Below are 18,108 nucleotides of genomic sequence, written 5' to 3'. Positions count from 1 at the left end.
AAATTGCGGCAAAAGCGACTCTTTTTTGCCTATCTCCGGGTGAGACGCCGTAGCCTACCCAATCCCCGCCTCCCGCAAAATCCGCCGTGATTCAGCCACCTGCTCCGCATACTTCCCCAGTGTTTCGTTCAGGTCTTCGCCGGGATCTATGCCCAGGAATTGCCGGTCGGCGGTTACGGCCGTCGCGTCCAGCGACTCCAACCCCTTCTCGCCGCGCATGATGACCCGTTCGCCCGCCTCAAATATCTCTTTGTAACAGCGCTGGTACGAATCCTTGATGATGTTATCGGCTTCTTGAGCCAGATAATTCGGATCAGACGCCAGGAGCAACTGCGCCTCTTTAATCAACGCCTTGCACTCCTGCCATGCCTGCCGCTTCTCTTCCGTTTCCGCAAAGGGATCGGCGGCCAGCCGCTGCGCTGTCCCTTCCGCCAGGCGCAGCTTCTCCGCCCAGACAGCGCCATCATTCAGGCCACGTGTGCGAGCAGGCGCCACACGTACATCCAGGATGACATAGGAAAGCTGAGAGAGCGGCTGCCCGTCACCCAGCAGCTCGCCATTAACGATACTCAGCGCCGGCAGGGGAGATGGCAAGGGGTTGTCGGCGTCTCGTGTGCCCAGGATGGCATAATAACCATCTTGTAGATCATTGCCTGAGATGTTGAAGTCGCCGTTGAACTGCAAGATGGGCTGCTGTTCAGCCGGTTCCAGGAAGGTCTGGATGATTTTCTCCGACAGACCACCAATCGTTTGCGCCACCAACGCTGCGCCGGGAGCCAGGGAAACGGCCGTCAGAAACGAATCACTGTTGATCAGTCCCGCCAGGTCCACCAGCCGGTTTTCCTTGTCTAAAAGGAACTCGATGGAAACAGAGACGTGGGTCATAGACGCCGGAACCAGGTTAATCAGATTGGGACTAAGACCCAACTTCTCGGCTTGCCTGCGCCGGACGGCACGAGAACGCTGGATCGCTTTCAACGGCTTGTCTCCCAACAGCCTATGGTTGAGGGAAACTTGCGTGGTGATGAGAAGCTGGTTGACCCGCTCCCAAATGCTGCCATAGAAGGCGGCCTGAGCGCTGTGGACTTTGATGACAAAGTAACTTTCGCCGGGCTTCACCAGCAGCGCATTGGCGCCACGGGGTAAATAAATGGGCGTTGTCGTGCCTGTTGGGGCGTAGGGTTGCGGGTCGGGGGCAGGTTTGTTGAACATGTTTTCTCTCCTGTAGGCGATAAAAAACGGGTGGGTTACATCCCATAGAAAGCAAAAGCGGCCCAATAATAGGGGTCGGCATAGGGTGTCATATCCTGGTTTTCAGCCAGAGTGAAATTGACGTACTTCTCTTGAGCTAGCGCATAGGCCATGCGGCCGATCGGGACATCCGGTGCGGCAGCACGATAGTCGGCAAACAGATCACTCAATTCGGCGACGGTGAGGCAACGCAGCCAGCGTTGGGTGGCTTGCAGGGCGGCGGCCGGTTCGAGGCCGTCTGTGCCATTACCCCGGTGGAGCAGGTAGAAGTGGTCCATGAACAGAGCCGTGGAGAGGTCGTCCACCGGCCACAGGCTGCCCAGGACGCCAGCGGCCCCGGCCTGGAGAAAGCCTGCGGGCAGGCCGATAACCTCGTCGGGCAGGTCGTTGTAGTCGCTGATCGCCGTCTGGCAGGCGGAAAGCGTCACCAGGCGGGCGGCATTCAGGGGCAGGTTATCCAAGACCTGGCGCAGGGTGAGCCGTTCACCGCCGCTGAGGATGAGGCCGGACTGCAAGGGCTGTTCCGGGTCAAACGTGCCGTGGCAGGAGAAGTGCAGGTAGCTTGTGCCGGGTATGGCGGCGGTGATGGCAGCGTGGGTAGCGGCCGTTTCGCAGTAGAGATGGGGCGTGCCGCCGAAACGCAGGGCGATTTCTTCCGCTTCGGGCCGGGCGTAGCGCAGGGGGCGGACATTCATCTCACCGGGCAAGGGCAGTGGGTTGCCGACGACCAGCAGGGTGGCGGACTGGTCGGCCTGGTTTTCCAGACGGCGGCGGCTGGCGGTCAGGGTGCGGGCGGAGGGGGCGTAGCTGATGGTGAAGGTCTCGCCGAAGGTGGGGGGCTGGTTGGTAAGGGGGCTGGTTGGTTGGTCGTCGTTGTGTGCGAGCGTTGCCGCGTGGAGGGGCAGCAGGTTAAGCCGCCCGCCGGGGATGAGGGTGACGCGCTGGAGGCCGAGGGCGTGCAGGCGGTGGGTCAGGGGAGAGAGCAGTTTCGCGCCTAGGTGAGGCAGGCCGTCCGCCAGCGCCCGGCGCAGTATCGTACCACCAGAGAATTGGCCGGATAGATAGCCGACTTCCCGGCCGTTTTCCTCTTTGAACAGGAAGGCATCGAGGTTATCTGTGGTGAAGGCATCGGCCCAAAGTGGTTCGATGAGGACTTCGGCGGTGGGCGCGGGGCGATGCAAGAGGAGGGCCAGACTGCCTGCCGGGGTAGTGACGACATAGGCGAGCGGGTGTCCGGGTTGCATGGCCGTTGCCACTTCCTCGAAACGAGGCGGCAGCAGGAAATGCTCATAGCCGTCAAGCTGGCGAATGGCGGCGATGGCTGTTTGCAGGTCGGTTCGGGCCTGCTGCACCTGTTGGCGGTGGATGACCCAGCCAGACTGGGTGGCCCAATCCGGTGGCGTAGCCGCACCGGGGCTGGTCAGGCGCTCTTGCCGTTCGGCGGCTTCAAGTTGCCGCAGGCGGGCAGCGGACGCCTGATACTGCTGGAACAGGGCGGGCGCTTGCTGCTGCACCTGTAACAGGTTGGCTTCGTCGCGGGCCAGCCGGTCGTTGAGGCCACGCGCCTGCCCCTGCTCCAGAGCAATGGCGGCGGCGAACAAATCGCCAACGCGGGCCAGGGCGTAGGCGGTTCGAGCGTACAATCCTTGCCCTTCGCGCTGCCAGCTTTGCTGCTCGTGCTGCAAGAGCTGGGTCTGATAGAGTTGTTCTAGCGCTGCCAGGCCATATTGGTAGGCCCGAACGGCTTCATCCCATGTCTGTCGCGCCAATGCCCACTGTCCCCAACTACGTGCAGCTACGATGACAGCTTCCGGTTGCCGCTCCCGACCCAACAGACATGCCTGTTCGTAAATCCGCATCGCTTCTTCCAGGTCAGCCAACTGGCCGGTGCGGGCGTAGCGGTCGCGGAGGCCATTCCCCAGGTTGTTGAGGTTACGGGGTAGGCCGGGGGAATCGGGCGGCGTGCGCTGCACCGCCGTCTGATAGACCCGGATCGCTTCTTCCAGGTCGGTTAACTGGCCGGTGCGGTCGCAGCGGTCGCGGAGGCCATTCCCCAGGCTGGTGAGGAGAGACGGCAGGTCGGGGGAATCGGGCGGTGTGCGCTGCACGGCCGTCTGATAGACCCGGATCGCTTCTTCCAGGTCGGCCAACTGGCCGGTGCGGGCATAGCGGTCGCGGAGGCCATTCCCCAGGTTGTTGAGGTTACGGGGCAGGTCTGGGGAATCGGGGGTCGTGCGTTGTACGGCCGTCTGAGAGGCGCGAATGGCTTCTTCCAGGTCGGCTAACTGGCCGGTGCGGGCGTAACGGGCGCGGAGGCCACCCCCCAGATTGTTGAAGAGAGATGGCAGGTCTGGGGAATCGGGCGGGGTGCGCTGCACGGCCGTCTGGTAGGCGCGGATGGCTTCTGCCAGGTCGGCCAACTGGCCGGTGCGGGCGTAGCGGGTATACAGGCCATTCCCCAGGTTGTTGAGGTATACAGGCAGGTCGGGGGAATCGGGCGGTGTGCGCTGCACGGCCGTCTGATAGACCCTGATGGTTTCTTCCAGGTCGGCCAACTGACCGGTGCGGGCGTAGCGGTCGCGGAGGCCATTCCCCAGGTTGTTGAGGGAGAGGGGCAGGGCGGGGGAATCGGGGGGCGTGCGCTGCACCGCCGTCTGATAGGCGCGGATTGCTTCTTCCAGGTCGGCCAACTGACCGGTGCGGGCGTAGCGGTCGCGGAGGCCATTCCCCAGGTTGTTGAGGCGAGACGGCAGGTCTGGGGAATCGGGGGGCGTGCGCTGCACCGCCGCCTGGGAGGCGCGGATGGCTTCTTCCAGGTCGGTCAACTGGCCGGTGTGGGCGTAGCGGTCGCGGAGGCCACTCCCCAGATTGTTGAGGTTACGGGGCAGGTCGGGGGAATCGGGCGGGGTGCGCTGCACGGCCGTCTGATAGACCCGGATCGCTTCTTCCAGGTCAGCCAACTGGCCGGTGTGGGCGTAGCGGTCGCTGAGGCCACTCCCCAGGTTGTTGAGGTACATAGGCAGTTCGGGGGAATCGGGCGGGGTATGCTGCACGGCCGTCTGGGAGGCGCGGATGGCTTCTGCCAGGTCGGCCAACTGGCCGGTGCGGGCGTAGCGGTCGCGGAGGCCAAGACCTAGATTGTTGAGGTTACGAGGCAGTTCGAGAGAATCGGACGGGGTACGTTGCACGGCCGTCTGGGAGGCGCGAATGGCTTCTGCCGGGTCGGCCAACTGCCCGGTGCGGGCATAGCGGGCGCGGAGGCCACTCCCCAGATTGTTAAGGTATACAGGCAGTTCGGGGGAATCGGGCGGGGTACGCTGCACGGCCGTCTGGTAGACACGGATGGCCTCTTCCAGGTCGGCCAACTGGCCGGTGCGGGCGTAGCGGTTGCGCAGGCCATTCCCCAGGTTGTTGAGGAGAGACGGCAGGTCGGGGGAATCGGGAGGCGTGCGCTGCACGGCAGTCTGCCACAATTCCAGAGCGCGAGTCAGATCGGCAAGCTGTCCTTGCGCCCAATAGCGACGCAAAAACACCCCGCCGCTGTTATTTAACGCCGCCAGTTGAAACCAGTTATCGGTTTGCGGGAAGGCAGGGTGCTGCAAGATGCGCTCCCAGGCGGCGGCCGCTTCGTCCAGGCCACGCCGGTCGCCGCGCTGCACGTAGCGTTGTTTGCCGATCTGCGCCTGTTGTAAATCAGCCTCGAATTGGGGTGGTGCGACCGGGCCGCCGCCCAGAGCGGCTGCTAATCTGGCCTGCAAATCCGGCCGGGCCGCCAGCGCTCGCTCCAGGTCATCCTGGCTGTTGATCGCCACGTCGCTTTGCGCCAGTTCAGCCAACACCTTGCTCACGGCCGGGGGCAGGCTCTTTTCCGCCGCTTGCGCCTCCTGAACCCGCTGTTGGCGAATTTCCGCATACAGAGCCGGTACGCCAACCTCCCGCGCTCGCGCCAACCGCCGCTGGTGGTCGCTGACAGTGGGGTTGCCAGGGTTCGACTGCACCAGCAGCGTCATAACAAAAGCGCCTTCGTCCGTTAATAAGGTTGCTTTGCGTGCCTCAAGGTAGGCTTCAGCCCCAGCCAATGTCTCTTGTCGCATCCAGGCTACCAATTCATTAGCTAGGGCTTGCGCTCTCGCGGGGTCAAGTCCTGGGGGGAATTGACCCTGTTCCGCAGCCTGTTCAGCGGGCGAGTTTTGCTCAGCCATTTGGCGGGCAGCGGCTTCCAGTTCCCGATAGGCGTCGGGGTCTTCCTCTTGCAGTCGCGCCAATGCCTGTTCCGTCTGCGCCGTCATCTGGCGCATAGCGGCTTCCGGGTCATCGCTCAAGGCAGCGGGCAAAAATTCACGCGGAATGGCGGGCATGGCTTCCAACCATTCATCGCGCCAGGCGCTACCCAGGACATCGTGCAGATAACCAAGTAATCCCTGTGCCTGTTCCCGGTCCTGTTCCTTTGTTGTCCCTTGCGCTGGAGAGAAAATCAAAGGAGGCATGTCACCAGGGCGATACAGCAGAAGGGGCGCATCAGCCTGCCAGAGATAGCCGCAATGGGGGCAGAGCAGGTCATGGAGGGTTCCGGCCTGGATGCGGTCGAGCAGGTCGGGTCGTTCGCTGGCATCTACAGCGAGCCACATGTCAGCGGTAAAGGAGCGTCCGCAGGCGGGGCAACTAAGGGCAGCCGGCTGGCTGAGGCTGTGGGGCATGGATGGTTTCCTCCTACCAGAATCATGTTGACTGACTGTCGGATTTCAAAGCGTGAGCATGTGGCTCAACTGGTAGGGGAAGTGTAACCGATTTGGCGAAGATGGGTAATAAAACCCCCTCTTTCCCTGCGTGCTTTTCGCCAGGATTACGCAGCCCACGGCCTTACGTCATCATTTTGGTGGCAACCGCCCGCACGGCGCAGATGGTTGGTTGGGAGTGCTTTTGCCGCCACTTCTGGCGTTATGTCTATAAAATGCCCGATAGTACACCAAAAAAGTACCCGAAAGTATACTAAAAAAGTACCCTATCGGACACTGTCGGCTCTCCCGTCGTTGCCTACAATCGTCCCTGTATGAAGACGACGGGATTGTGTACCTCCTTTTACCTCCTGCTGGCCCTGCTCCTGGCCGCCTGCGCCGCCGAAACGCCGCCGCCGGCCGGAGCCTGCCAGCCCGATGCGCACGGCCTCATCCCCCTGCCGACCCGAGCGCTCGGCGCCGACCCCGACCTCATGCAGCCGCCGCCCGCGGGCGGCCAGAGCGGCGGTGGAGAGTGCCTGCCAGCCGACACGCTTCCCCTGGACGACTCCCTGGCCTTCAGCGCCGCGCCGCTGCGCAACGAAAGCCTGGACATCGCCGACCAACAATTGCTGGCCGCGGCCGTCGGCGACGACGTGCTGGCCCTGGCCTGGCTGACGGCCGGCGACCTGACCATCTCGGTGGCCCGCGGCGGCAGCTTCTTGCAGGCGCGGCGCATCGCTCCCGCCGTCCACGCCGACCTTGTCTTTTCGGCCGTCAACCGGCTGCACCTGGTCTACGAACAGGATGGGCAAATCCATTACCGCGCCGCCGACCTGGGGGCGCGGCAGGCGGACTTCGATTTCTGGCGGCAGGTGGGGCCAGGCCACAAGCCGCGCATCACCCTGGACGCCAATAACCGCGCCCACGTCTTTTATGAACTGGACGGGGCCATCTGGCACGCGGAACACCAACACGACCTGTACTGGCACATCGCGCGTATCGGCCCCGGCCACACACCGCGCCTGACGACCTTCTACGACAACCCGGCCACGCCCAACACCAACGAACGCGGCTTTGCCCTCAGCTACCTGGAAGGCAACATCCTCCACCTGCGCACTTATGGTATGACGCCGCTCTTGCTGCCGGGCTGGACGACGGTGGCGCAGTTGTCGCTGGCGGAGATGCCCATGACGGCCGTCACCCTGCACAGCGCCCGCGCCGCCGACGGAACCTTGCTGCTGGCCGCCGCCTGGGTGAGCCACATCCCCGCGCCGCCACCGCCGCCAGTGCCTGTGCCGCCGACCTACACGGCCGTCAACCCCTTGTCGCCTTTCGCAGTGGTCCACCCGGAGCGTATCTACGACCCGTTTAACGCGGCGCGCATGGCCGTCACCGACGCCGTCTTCGACGGCGGCCTGATGCAAACCGTTTACGTCACGCCAGGCGCGGCCGTTACCTTCTCGGCTTACGGCCGTGCCTGGTCCAGCGACGCCGACGACCCCCTGACGGTCGTCAACCCGGCCAACTTAAGATTACAAATTGGGCTGGACCCGGCCGGCGGCACAAATCCCAACGGCGCTGGCGTCCTCTGGTCGGCGGAGGCCAACCCGCTCAACCAGTACGTCCCGTTGGCCGTGTCGGGCACGGCCGTGTCCAACAGCGTCACCCTTTTCCTGCGCGCCCGGCCCGACGCCATCCGCGCCCACAACGAAGCGGTTTGGGACGGGGCGGAACTGAGCGGCGGGGCGCTGGTCAACGGCCGTATGGACACCTTCACCAATGGCATCCCCGACGGCTGGACCCCCTTCTACGAAGACAGCGGCGCCGGCGGCGTTCCACCCCGCGACCGCTATACCGCCTACGCCGCCTGGTCGGCCGATGGCGGTCAGAGCTGGACGGGGCCAGTGCCCGTGAGCGAAAACCGACTGCCGGGGCAGGGCCTCACGGGAGCGTTGGGGCCGGACGCCTACCCCTTTGTCAGCATAGCTGGGACCGAGCCAACTCTCCACGTATTTGCCATCTATGCCAGTGGCGACCCACCGCCGGGCACGACGTTCATCCGTTACGGCCGTCCGGTGGTGGTGGGCTGCGCGCTGGCGACGGGGAGCTGCGACGAACCGCCGGGCGTGGTCCTGGCGGCCGATACGCCGCCGGCCGCCGACCTCATCCTGGCGGCCCATCCGCTGCAAGCGCGGCGGGCACTGCTGGCCTGGAGTGGGTTGCAGACCGACTATGTGAGCCGGGATGTGTATGCGGCTGGGGTGAAGCTAGAGCGAGAGCGAGAGCTAGAGCGAGAGCTAGAGGAAGAGTAAGAGCGAGAGCTAGAGAAGGCGGAAATTATTACAAAGGGACGAAGGGACAAAGGGACGAAGAAGAGGAGAGAGGAGAAGTGATGAAAAGGTTTTTGTGGGTTTTGCTGGCGGGTTTAGTAGTGGGCTTAGTGGTGGGAATGAGTGGGGTGGTGGCGATGGCGCAGGGGTTGGGGCCGGGGCCGGATGAAATGGGCCTGCCGGTTGTGGACCTGGCGGCGCGAGGGTTTTGGGCGGTGGAGGTGGATGATAGCCGCGTGGACCCGGTGATGGTGGTTCCGGCGGTGAGTAAGACGGCCGTATCCAGCGCCGCGCCGGGGCAGGAAGTGGTCTACACGGTGACGCTGCGCAACAGCGGTCCCGTGACCGAGACGGTGACGCTGGCCGACGTCCTGCCGCCGCAGGTGGAACTGGTGGAGGCCGACAGCGCTCTGGCCTACAACCCCGCCGACCACAGCCTCCAGTGGACCGGCGAAATTCCCCCCGGCCGACTGGACTACAGCCTGACCAGCCTGCCCGACGGCCTGCCTTATCTGGACCTGGGCGGCTACGGCCTGCCCAACCTCTGCGAACCCTTCATCGCCGCCGGCGGCGACTGCGACGACACGGCCGTCACCTTCAACCTGGGCGCGGAAGGCTACAGCGTGGTGCTGTACGGCCGTCGCTACGAACAACTGCGAGTGTCGGCCAACGGCCTGCTCTTTCTGGATGAATCCCCGGATGGCGCGCCCCATTGGCTGCCCACGACAACTGCCCCCGGCCTGCGATTGGCCGGGTTGTGGCAAGACCTGGACCTGACGGGCGGCGGCCGCTGGCACGCGGCCATCCTGTCCGGCTATCTGGCCGACAGGCAGGTGTTCTACGCCCAGTGGCACGACACCCCCCACGCGACCAACCCCGACCTGACCAGCCGCTTCGCCATCGCCTTGACGGTGGACCGACAAGGCCACGAGCCACCAGACAGAGGCAGCGAACTTTTTTACCTCTACGACCACATCGCCCAACCCGACGCCCTTACCGCCGCCGGGTATGCCATCGGCCTGCAAGACAGCGCCGGGCAGCGCGGCTTCACCTACGCCTACGCCGGACCCGATACGCCATCACGCGGCTTTCCGCCCGCGCCGGGAACCACCCTGCGCTGGCAGCCCCATTTCTACGGTTCCGACGACAGCCGCAGCTTCCACTACCGGGTGCAAATCACCGGCGACATCCCGGAAACGGCCGTCAACACTGCCACCACCACCTGGGGCGACGGCCGTACCGAATGGGCCACCCACTATCTGTCCATCCGCCACCAGACCTACCTGCCGCTGCTGTTTGGCGGTGGCGCGGGAGGGCAGTAATGGACAACAACGGAGTCACCCATTATCCACTTCTTCGCCCGGCTATTTTCTTCCTGCTCGCGGCCGCCTCGCTTGGCTGCGGCCTTATCAGCGCCGTGGAAAACCCCCACACGCTGGCCGGGGTGGCCTATTGGGCGGCGGCGACCACCACGTCCGTGCCCACCGAGACCCGCTTCCTGGGAACCACCACGCCGGTCTACGCCGACACGCCGGTCCCGGTCTACATCACGACCACGCCGCAGTGGACGACGGTGACGCCGATGTTTGCCGCCACCCCCACGCCCTATTGGGTGACGACCACGCCGGTCTACATCACGGAGACGCCGCAGCCACCGGTGACCACGACCCCCGGCCTGCCCATCATCGGCTTCACCACCCCGGTCCCACAGACAACGCCCCACTACCGGGTGGGCAGCTTCTACATGCACAGCGACGTGACCATCGGCGGCCCCAACAACCTGGTACTGCGGCTCATAGATTGGCAAACCGCCCCCAGCCCGCGTCAGCCGGAGGCCAGCTTCTACTATTTCACCTTCCGCCTGACCAACCATGGCGCCGTCGAAAGCATCGTGCCCCTGTCCGACCTGCTGTTCATCCGCGCCAGCCACGGCCAGAGCCAGCCGGTCACCGGCCGCTGGCAGCCGGGCAACGAACCGCTGCTGGCCGCCAACCTGCCCCTGGCCGACAGCCAACTGCTCTCCCCCTTGCAGCCGCAGGAGACGCGGCAGGTGGTGTTGGGCATCACCGCGCCGACCGGCCAGGTGCAGGAGATTGGCCTCTTGACCAACTGGCGGCAAACGGCCGTGCGTCCCATCTGGTTTCTGCTGACCCCCGATCCGACAGGTCCCCACCAGGACGCCGAGCAGCCACCACCACCCACACCCATTGTCCTGGGCGATGGCGACCCCGGCGGTCCCACCGACCCCGGAACCGGCGGCGGCATGTGGCCGACGACGGGCTTCATCACCCGCGGCTTTGGCTGCAACGCCTACTACACCGGCATCGACGGCGCGGGCTACGGCTGTCCGCCGGAGCAGCCGTGGTTCCACAACGGCGTGGACATCGCCAACACGGCCGGCACGCTGGTCTGGTCGCCCATCAATGGGACGCTGCACTACGCCGGACCACACAGCAGCGGCCCGGACTGCGCCCACATCCCCGGCTCGGAAGCGCCGCACGAAGGACTGGGCAACTACCAGCGCCTGGGCGACGGCGAGACGCTCCACTACCTGGGCCACCTGCGCGGCTTCCTGCTCACGGCCGGCGGCGTCAGCGCCGGGCAGAATATCGCCGAGATGGGCAGCACCGGCTGCTCCACCGGCAGCCACCTGCACTGGACGATGTACCAACACGGCAATCTGGTGGACCCGGCGGGGTGGGCGGAGTGATTGCGGAATGCGGATTGCGGAATGCGGAGTGAAGAAGAAATGGTCAATTGTTCAAAAAGAGCGACCACTCTAGCTCTAGCTCTCGCTCTAGCTCTCGCTCTAGCTCTCGCTCTAGCTACAAGGAAGGAACCATGTATCAACAACTGACATTAGTCGGCCGATTAGGGCGGGAGCCGGAGATGCGGACTATGCCGGATGGCACGGCCGTCACGAATTTTAGTCTGGCGACGGAGCGCAAGTGGCGTTCCGGGGAGACGGGCGAGTTGACCAGCGAAACCACATGGTTTCGCGTGCAGGTGACGGGAGCGCAGGCGGAGGCGTGCCACCAGTACCTCCAGCGCGGCAGCAAGGTGTTGGTGGCCGGACGGCTGACGCCGGACCCGGCCAGCGGCGGACCGCGCTTGTACAAGCGCAGCGACGGCACGATGGGCGCGAACTACGAAGTGCGCGCCGACCAGGTGCGCTTCTTAAACGACAAGCCCCAGGAAGAGGAGGCGTAGATGGAGGTATTGCTGCTGCTGCTCATCCTTTCCGTGGTGGTGCTCCTGGTGATTATTTTCCGTCCGCGTCGTTCACCGTATGTGAGCCGGACGGCCAAAACGCGCAATGGGCTGCCGCGCTGGAAAGAGCATGAACCCTATTGAATGGTGAAGTTTGAATTGTGAATTGTGAATTGTGAAGTGGAGAAGAAATTGTCAATTGTTAATTGCTTGCCCCTTCGGTGTACTCAGGGCTGGCTCTGAGCTTGTCGAAGGGGCCAACGGGAAGAGGGCGAGAATCTGCGAAATCTGCGTAATCTGTGATTCTGTAACAGGCTGAATAGGACGACATGATGATGAAACAGGGTGAATGGGTGAAACGAGTGGGGTGGTTGGGCGTGTTTTGTGGCGCGGTGGTTTGGTTTGTATTGTTGGCTGCGCCGATGTCTACGGCCGTTGCCCAGGGCGAAACAACAGTGCAGCTCACCATCCGACTGCGCGACAGCAACGGCCGTGCGCTGGCCGGTGAAGTGGTGAAGCTGTCGCGGCTGCCGGAGGAAACGGCCGTTGCCTGCACCACCGACGCCGAGGGCCGATGCGCCTGGCCGGTGACGCCGGGGCTGTACCAGTTCCTCTTCACCCGTCCGTTGGACGACATTTCTGCCGCCATTCTGGGCGAGAGCGGGCTGCATGGCCTGGGGGTAATGGTGGGCGCGGCGCCCAATGGCGAGACGCCCAACGGCGAGACGCCCAATGGCGGTGCGCCCATACCTGTACCGCTTACCCTTACCTACCACTTCACCTTCCACAGCGACGACCGGGTCTACTTCGACATGGCTCCAGATTCGCCGCTGCCCGTGCCCAAGATACCAACAGCCGAAGAAGCCCACGGCCACGTCGACGACCATGCCGACGAACAGATTCCGCCGATTGTGCCGGTGACGACGGCCGTTTTCGCTGCCGCCGCGCCAATCACAACCACACAGCCCACAACTGTGTCTACGACCACGGCCGTGCCTGCCGTATCGCCCATTGCCACGCCATCCCCCTCCGATACCCAACCTGCGCGCCTGTCGCCGGTCTTCATCTTGCTCCTGGCCGCTGCCGGCGGCGCGGGGTTCGGCTACCTGACGCAGCGTTTCACCAACTGGCGCGCCGGGTGCAAAGACGCCCCGGCGACACCCACCGACACAAAGGACGGCCGTTAATGCTCGACCCCGGACGCGCTCTGGCCGAAGCCATCTACTTCATCCAATATGTCCTGGCGCAGCTGCTCTGGTCGCTCGACCGCTCGCTGCTCTCCATGGCCATCATCGCTGAGGATGTCAACGACTGGCTGACGACCAACGTCGCTTTCCTGGTTGACCTGCTGACCAACGCCCTGGCCGGGCCGATGGGCGCGCTGTTTGTCTTCGCCCTCACCCTGCTCGGCGTCTGGTATCTCATGAGCAGCATCACCCCCACCAAACGGGTGGTAGACCCGCAGAAGCTGCTGCTCTACGGCTTCATGACCTTCTTTTTCTTCAGCACCCCGGTGATGGTCATCGAGATGATGGAAGGCTTGCGCCAGGCGGCCACCGCCGGGGTACAGGCCTCAGCGCTGGCCGAGGCCGAAGGCGAACTGTTCGGCACGGAGTTCGGCGGCACCGACACCGGCCTGCCGGCGGCCCTGCCCGACGTCTACCCGGCCGGCGACGGGGTCATCGGCAGCTTCGACCTGGTGGCCTACTTCCTGTCCATCGGCAACGTGGCCGAACTGGGCAACACCGAGTTCCCGGCGCTGTTTGCCGCCGCCTACTTCCCCTACGGCGACCCATCGGCCATCAACCTGGCCGACGAAGCCGACCAGGAAGCTGCCAAACGGCTGGCCGCCGAAGGGCTGGAGCGGCTGCTGTTCGCCCTCATCGCCATCCCCACAGCCATCGCCGACCATTTCCTGCGCCTGTCGCTGACCGGCGCGGCGCTCTTGCTCTACGCCGGCGTGCCCTTCGCCATGATGCTGGCCTTCTTCGTCCACACCGAAGCGTTCATCGGCGCTTACCTGCGGCAGTTCATCAACCTGTTCATCGAGACCTTCCTCAGCGTCATCATCGCTTCGATAGTCATCGGGCTGCTGGCGATTGCCGCCCAACGGGGCATCGGGCTGTACATCGGCGCGGCGATTATCGCCACTGTCATCCTGGCCTGGCGCATCCAGGGAGCGTTTAAGCTGGCGATGGCCGGGATGCACCTCTTTGGCGGCGGCGTGATGACCGGCGGCGCGACAGGGACCGACCTGGTCAACATGGGCCGCAACGCGGCCGTGACCGGGGCCGGCGCTGGTCTGGCGCTGGCGGTCGGCGGCGGGGCGTTGGCGGCGGCAGGCATGTTGAAGGCCGACGCCAAGGCGGGCGGCGGCTACCTGAACACAGACCCGGAGAAAGCCGACGGCCGGGTGCGGCAGTTGGAGGCGATGGCCGGCTACGCTGTGGGGAAATCGCCCACGGCCCGCAACATGATTGAAACCGTTCACGAAGTGCGCACCTTGGCCGCAACTTCCGCGACGGCGAGCCGCAGGTTCACGAACCGGACCTGATGGACTACCTGCGGGCAGGGTCGAGCATGTCGAGCTTCGGCTCCAGTCTGTGGTTGACGACTAAATTATCGCCATCCCTGCGCAGCGCCTATGAGCAAATTGGCGGTTACGGCCGTCGTCCTGATGGGTGGTCAGCCGCAGGGCGGGGGCGCTGGCGGGATGACGAATGGGGCAGCGGCAGAACGGGCAATGCACCGGCGCGGCGAACCGATGGCGCGGGAGATACCGCCACACGGCCGTCTGGCGGCGGCACAGCCAACGCGCCAGCCAATGCCCCGACACCGCCTGCTAATAATGAAGGCAGCGCTGCCACGTCGCCCACCGGCAGCACCGCCAACGCGCCAACCGCTCCTTTCGCGTTCCCATCCGCGCCTGACATCCGTCTTTCTCCACTGACAGCCAACCGGCAGGCGGGATTGGCCAGTCTGGCCGCCAACCTGGAGGGGCCGGCGGCCACGCAGACGCAGCGGGTGCTGGTGGACGTGGTGGGCGCGGAGCGGGCGGCGACGCTGCAAACGGCCGTGAGCGAACACGGCGCGGCGGCGGTGCAGGCGGCGATTGACGCCGTCGTCGCCCAGGTAGCGGCGGCGCAGGCGGCGGGACAATCGGCCCAGGACATTGTGGCCTCGTTCCAACGCGGCGACGCCCTGCCGGAGTCCCCGCTAAACCGGGAACAACTGACGGCCGTCGCCGATACCGTCCTGCAGCCACGCCGCGAGATGAGCCAGGCGGAGTTAGTCAAGGCGATGGCTGATAACCTGGCCGCGGGCGGGCGCAGCGACGCCGACCTGGCCACGGCCGTCGACAACCCCAGCCACTTTGGCCCGCAGACAGGCGCTGTCCGCGCCGTGCTGGAAGGCATCGAGCGGCTGCAACTGACAGCCCAAGACCTGGAACGCATCGCCGCCCGGCTGCAAAGCGGGCAGGCAATCGCGCCCTACCTGACCGGGCAGGGGTATACGCCCACCCAGGCCCAGGCGTTTAGCCGCGACCTGAGCGGACTGGAAGGTGGGCTGTCCCTACCGCAAACGACGGCCGTATCGCCCACTGCGCAACAGCCGACCACGCCACCCACTACCTTGTTACGCCGCTCCCCGGAGCCGCCCACAGAAGGAGACATACTCTGATGAAATCTACTCGGTATCCCTGGGCCATTGCCCTGTTCACGTTCATTCTCGCCCTCATTTTGGCCACGCCGGCCCTCCTGCCAGGCCTGCTGGCCCAGACGCCCAACCCGACGCCGCCGGTGGTCTACCTGACGCCCACCGTAAACGCGACGGAAACGCCAACGGCCGTTCCCAGCGCCACGCCAGACAGTGGCGGCGTCCAACCCGACGCCTTTGAACCCAACGACACACCCGAGACGGCGACGCCGGTCAGTTGGGGCATGGTCCCGGCGACGCTGCACCAGGGCGATGTGGACTACTACGCCCTGTACCTCAAGACGGGGCAAATCGTCAACCTGCACACCCGTTCGCCCCACAACCTGGACACGTACCTTCAGGTGTGGCAGGGGGCGCAGCTGCTGGCCGAAAACGACGACAGCACGGCGACGGATTTAGGTTCGGCGGTGCTGTTCACAGTGCCCGCCGATGGCTGGTACATCGCCCGCGTATCGCCGGGCGGCATCGCCAGCGGCAGCTACGAGCTGCACGTCGGCCTGACCGACCCCACGCCGACCATGACGCCATCGCCCACGGTGACATCTTCACCGACGCCCACGCCGTCCCCGACGCTCACCCCGACCCCGACGACTCCGCCGACGATAACGCCGCCGTTTATGGGTGCGGGTGGGACAGCCGGAGCCGCGTCCCATCCCATCGCCCCGGTTACGGCTGGATTGGTTGCGGCCGCGCTGACCACCACGCCGACGCTCACGACAACGGCCGTCCTGACCACCACCATTTCCCTGCACCTGTTAGGCCCGGCGCAGCCGGCGGCCACGCCCCAGGTGACGACGGCGCGGGTCCTCATCTACTACGACGCCAACAACAACCGGCAGACCGACCCCGGCGAAGGCGTCCCGAATGTCAGCGTGCTGGCGGTGGACAGCCAGGGGCAGCGGTTGGTTCGCAGCTTCACCAATCTCCAAGGCGAGGCGCTCTTTACCTTGACCAACGCCCCTTTCGAGCGGGTGGCGACGCCCTTCGTCTCCGCCTGGTCGGCCCGCGTGCGCCCCGGCATGGTCAATGAGCCGATTAGTCTGGGCCTGCCGGCCGTGCGGCTGCCGGTGTTTTTGCCCGTTAGCCAGAGCGAGAGCGAGAGCTAGAGGAAGAGCTAGAGCGAGAGCGAGAGCTAGAGGAAGAGGAAGAGCGAGCGCGAGCGCGAAAGCAAGAGTAGGAGACCGAGATAGCGGGAAAGGGTTCCGCAATCCGCACTCCACACTCCGCAATCCACATGGGAGACGACGATGACGAGGAAGAAGAAAGCAGATGAACAACTGAGCCGGATTCTGCCGGAGTATCAGGAGAAGGTGCGAGAGGCGCTGAACCGGGAGATGCGCGAGGCGGAGAAAGATACGGCGGAGAACGAGATGCTGGCGTATTTGCGGCAGCGGTTGAGCGAGTTCGAGCAAGGGGATTACATCCAGCCGGATGGAAGGCCGAGTACCACGCCGGTGAACCTGGGGCAGGTTTACGACAAAGGGCTGGCCCCGATGGTCCAGGATGTGAAAGAAGGGTCGCCGGAGCAGCAGCAAGAGCGGCGGCGGACCTACACCAAGTTAGCTGTTTTTGTGGCGGTTGTGGCGCTGTTTGGCTTTCTGGCCGTCTACAACAGACCGGGGCGGGTAGCCCAGGCTGTCGAGACCCTCGAAGGCGCGACATTGGCGCTGGTCGAAGAGAGTGGGGCGACGGCCGAACCGCTGCCCAGCCCGACGCCAGCGCTGCCGACTGGAGCCGATGACGCCTTGCAGACGATAGGCGGGTTGGGCGGTAGTCTGACGCTGGGCCGGCCGAGCGCGTTGGAAATCCGCTACCAGGCGACGGAAGAAGGTCATCGCCCTGCCGATAGACCCGGCGCGGGTGAGCAACCGGGGAGAGCTGCCCTACAACGCGGCGGTGATGGCCTCGGACAATCCGGTGGCCGTCTGGGTGTTTGGCACGGTGCTGAATTATGCCATTGGGCTGCCGGAGAAGGTGGTCGCCGACCTGCTGCCGGGCGACCGGCTGCGGCTGACGAGCGACACCGGCTACGCCCTCGCCTTCGTGGTGACGCAGACGGAGACAAAGGCCAACCATGAAGCGGCGGGACTGCTGTCGCAGAACCGGGTGGGCATGACTCTGTTCGCCCTGCCGGCCAGCTCCGCCGAGGCTGTGCCCATCGTCCAGGCGGCCTATGACTTGACGGGCGAAGATGCGCAGACGGCCGTTTACCGGGAAATGGGGGAGCCGTTTTTTGCCGGTGGTGACTTGCAGATAACCGACGTGGTTTACAGCGACAGCCGCAGCGGCGAACTGCTGGTGGAGATAACGGGCGCAGGGCAGGGAGCCGGCTTGTTGTCGCTGCACGGACAGAGCCACCAGACGACGGCCGTGCCCCTGCCGGCTGAGGCGACCTGGCAGCTGCGTTTTGTTCTGCCGGCCAACAGCGGTGGGGAGGGGGTGACGGCCGTCTACCGGGAGCTGCCCGGCGGCGAGAGCGCCTTTATCCGCCTGGGCGAAGCGCCCAACCTGCTGGAGCAGTTAGAAGCCGGCGAGCCAACCGCCACCTGGGACGCCGCGCGCGGTGAGGTGACGGTGGCCGTGAGCGTCTACAACCCCGGTCCCGGCGCGGTGCTGCTGCCGGGTGAGTACATCCAGATACCAAGTGAAGGAGGTGATGCCTATGGAAGCGGGTTAGGAAGTGGGTTAATGAGCGGGTTTGCCAGTGAGCGACTGCTCGAAGCGGGGGAGACGGCTCAGGCGAGCCTGAGCTTTCCCCATCCCGGACCGGAGACGCCCCTGGTGGTGCAAATTGGCCGATGGCTCTGGGGAGCCAGAGGCGAAGGAGGAGGATGAGGGGATTGCGGATTGCGGATTGCGGATTGCGGAATGCGGATTTGCGG

12 protein-coding genes are annotated in these 18,108 nt (G+C 64.9%); 10 read left to right on the top strand and 2 right to left on the bottom strand.

The features are described from left to right. Positions 1-54: 54 nt before the first annotated feature. Both IPM39_27345 and IPM39_27340 read right to left on the bottom strand, forming a co-directional pair. Positions 55-1,212 carry a hypothetical protein gene (locus IPM39_27345; GenBank protein MBK8989731.1) on the bottom strand — a complete coding sequence of 386 codons (1,158 nt, stop codon included), beginning with the start codon at positions 1,210-1,212 and terminating at the stop codon, positions 55-57. Between the two features lie 35 nt (positions 1,213-1,247). After that, complete coding sequence (locus IPM39_27340; GenBank protein MBK8989730.1) at positions 1,248-5,948, bottom strand: tetratricopeptide repeat protein; 4,701 nt, start codon at positions 5,946-5,948, stop codon at positions 1,248-1,250. Between the two features lie 353 nt (positions 5,949-6,301). Between IPM39_27340 and IPM39_27335 the strand changes: the two genes are divergently transcribed. The 10 genes from IPM39_27335 to IPM39_27290 all read left to right on the top strand — a co-directional run bounded on the left by IPM39_27335 (position 6,302) and on the right by IPM39_27290 (position 18,061). Then, entirely contained in the window at positions 6,302-8,281 is a 1,980-nt protein-coding gene (locus tag IPM39_27335; protein MBK8989729.1) for a hypothetical protein, read from the top strand. Positions 8,282-8,361: 80 nt separating this feature from the next. After that, positions 8,362-9,621 carry a DUF11 domain-containing protein gene (locus IPM39_27330; GenBank protein MBK8989728.1) on the top strand — a complete coding sequence of 420 codons (1,260 nt, stop codon included), beginning with the start codon at positions 8,362-8,364 and terminating at the stop codon, positions 9,619-9,621. Next, on the top strand, positions 9,621-11,009 hold the full coding sequence (locus IPM39_27325) for a M23 family metallopeptidase (protein ID MBK8989727.1): 1,389 nt from the start codon (positions 9,621-9,623) through the stop codon (positions 11,007-11,009). Before IPM39_27330 ends, IPM39_27325 begins: the two co-directional genes overlap by 1 nt. A gap of 131 nt (positions 11,010-11,140) precedes the next feature. After that, positions 11,141-11,509, top strand: coding sequence for a single-stranded DNA-binding protein (locus IPM39_27320; protein MBK8989726.1), 369 nt, complete (start codon positions 11,141-11,143; stop codon positions 11,507-11,509). Next, the gene (locus IPM39_27315; protein ID MBK8989725.1) at positions 11,510-11,653 is read left to right on the top strand and encodes a hypothetical protein; all 144 of its coding nucleotides are present in this window, start codon (positions 11,510-11,512) and stop codon (positions 11,651-11,653) included. A gap of 185 nt (positions 11,654-11,838) precedes the next feature. Continuing rightward, a complete protein-coding gene (locus tag IPM39_27310; protein MBK8989724.1) occupies positions 11,839-12,696 on the top strand; it encodes a carboxypeptidase regulatory-like domain-containing protein in 858 nt (285 codons plus the stop codon). Then, complete coding sequence (locus IPM39_27305) at positions 12,648-14,063, top strand: hypothetical protein (protein ID MBK8989723.1); 1,416 nt, start codon at positions 12,648-12,650, stop codon at positions 14,061-14,063. The genes IPM39_27310 and IPM39_27305 overlap by 49 nt, the downstream gene beginning before the upstream one ends. A 26-nt stretch (positions 14,064-14,089) precedes the next feature. After that, positions 14,090-15,190 (top strand): hypothetical protein, encoded by a 1,101-nt coding sequence (locus tag IPM39_27300; protein ID MBK8989722.1) that lies wholly within the window; start codon positions 14,090-14,092, stop codon positions 15,188-15,190. Beyond that, complete coding sequence (locus IPM39_27295; protein MBK8989721.1) at positions 15,190-16,332, top strand: PPC domain-containing protein; 1,143 nt, start codon at positions 15,190-15,192, stop codon at positions 16,330-16,332. Before IPM39_27300 ends, IPM39_27295 begins: the two co-directional genes overlap by 1 nt. 793 nt (positions 16,333-17,125) lie before the next feature. Beyond that, complete coding sequence (locus IPM39_27290) at positions 17,126-18,061, top strand: hypothetical protein (GenBank protein ID MBK8989720.1); 936 nt, start codon at positions 17,126-17,128, stop codon at positions 18,059-18,061. The last annotated feature ends 47 nt before the right edge of the window (positions 18,062-18,108 follow it).

The organism is Candidatus Leptovillus gracilis, assembly GCA_016716065.1.
Lineage (GTDB): Bacteria > Chloroflexota > Anaerolineae > Promineifilales > Promineifilaceae > Leptovillus > Leptovillus gracilis.
This window is presented reverse-complemented; position numbering and strand designations above follow the sequence as displayed.

Excerpts from the sequence above, each read along its gene's own strand:
- IPM39_27320 (MBK8989726.1), top strand. The coding sequence starts at position 11,141 with ATGTATCAACAACTGACATTAGTCGGCCGATTAGGGCGGGAGCCGGAG.
- IPM39_27340 (MBK8989730.1), bottom strand. The coding sequence starts at position 5,948 with ATGCCCCACAGCCTCAGCCAGCCGGCTGCCCTTAGTTGCCCCGCCTGC.
- IPM39_27345 (MBK8989731.1), bottom strand. The coding sequence starts at position 1,212 with ATGTTCAACAAACCTGCCCCCGACCCGCAACCCTACGCCCCAACAGGC.
- IPM39_27325 (MBK8989727.1), top strand. The coding sequence starts at position 9,621 with ATGGACAACAACGGAGTCACCCATTATCCACTTCTTCGCCCGGCTATT.
- IPM39_27290 (MBK8989720.1), top strand. The coding sequence starts at position 17,126 with ATGGCCTCGGACAATCCGGTGGCCGTCTGGGTGTTTGGCACGGTGCTG.
- IPM39_27330 (MBK8989728.1), top strand. The coding sequence starts at position 8,362 with ATGAAAAGGTTTTTGTGGGTTTTGCTGGCGGGTTTAGTAGTGGGCTTA.
- IPM39_27310 (MBK8989724.1), top strand. The coding sequence starts at position 11,839 with ATGATGATGAAACAGGGTGAATGGGTGAAACGAGTGGGGTGGTTGGGC.
- IPM39_27300 (MBK8989722.1), top strand. The coding sequence starts at position 14,090 with ATGTCGAGCTTCGGCTCCAGTCTGTGGTTGACGACTAAATTATCGCCA.
- IPM39_27335 (MBK8989729.1), top strand. The coding sequence starts at position 6,302 with ATGAAGACGACGGGATTGTGTACCTCCTTTTACCTCCTGCTGGCCCTG.
- IPM39_27295 (MBK8989721.1), top strand. The coding sequence starts at position 15,190 with ATGAAATCTACTCGGTATCCCTGGGCCATTGCCCTGTTCACGTTCATT.
- IPM39_27315 (MBK8989725.1), top strand. The coding sequence starts at position 11,510 with ATGGAGGTATTGCTGCTGCTGCTCATCCTTTCCGTGGTGGTGCTCCTG.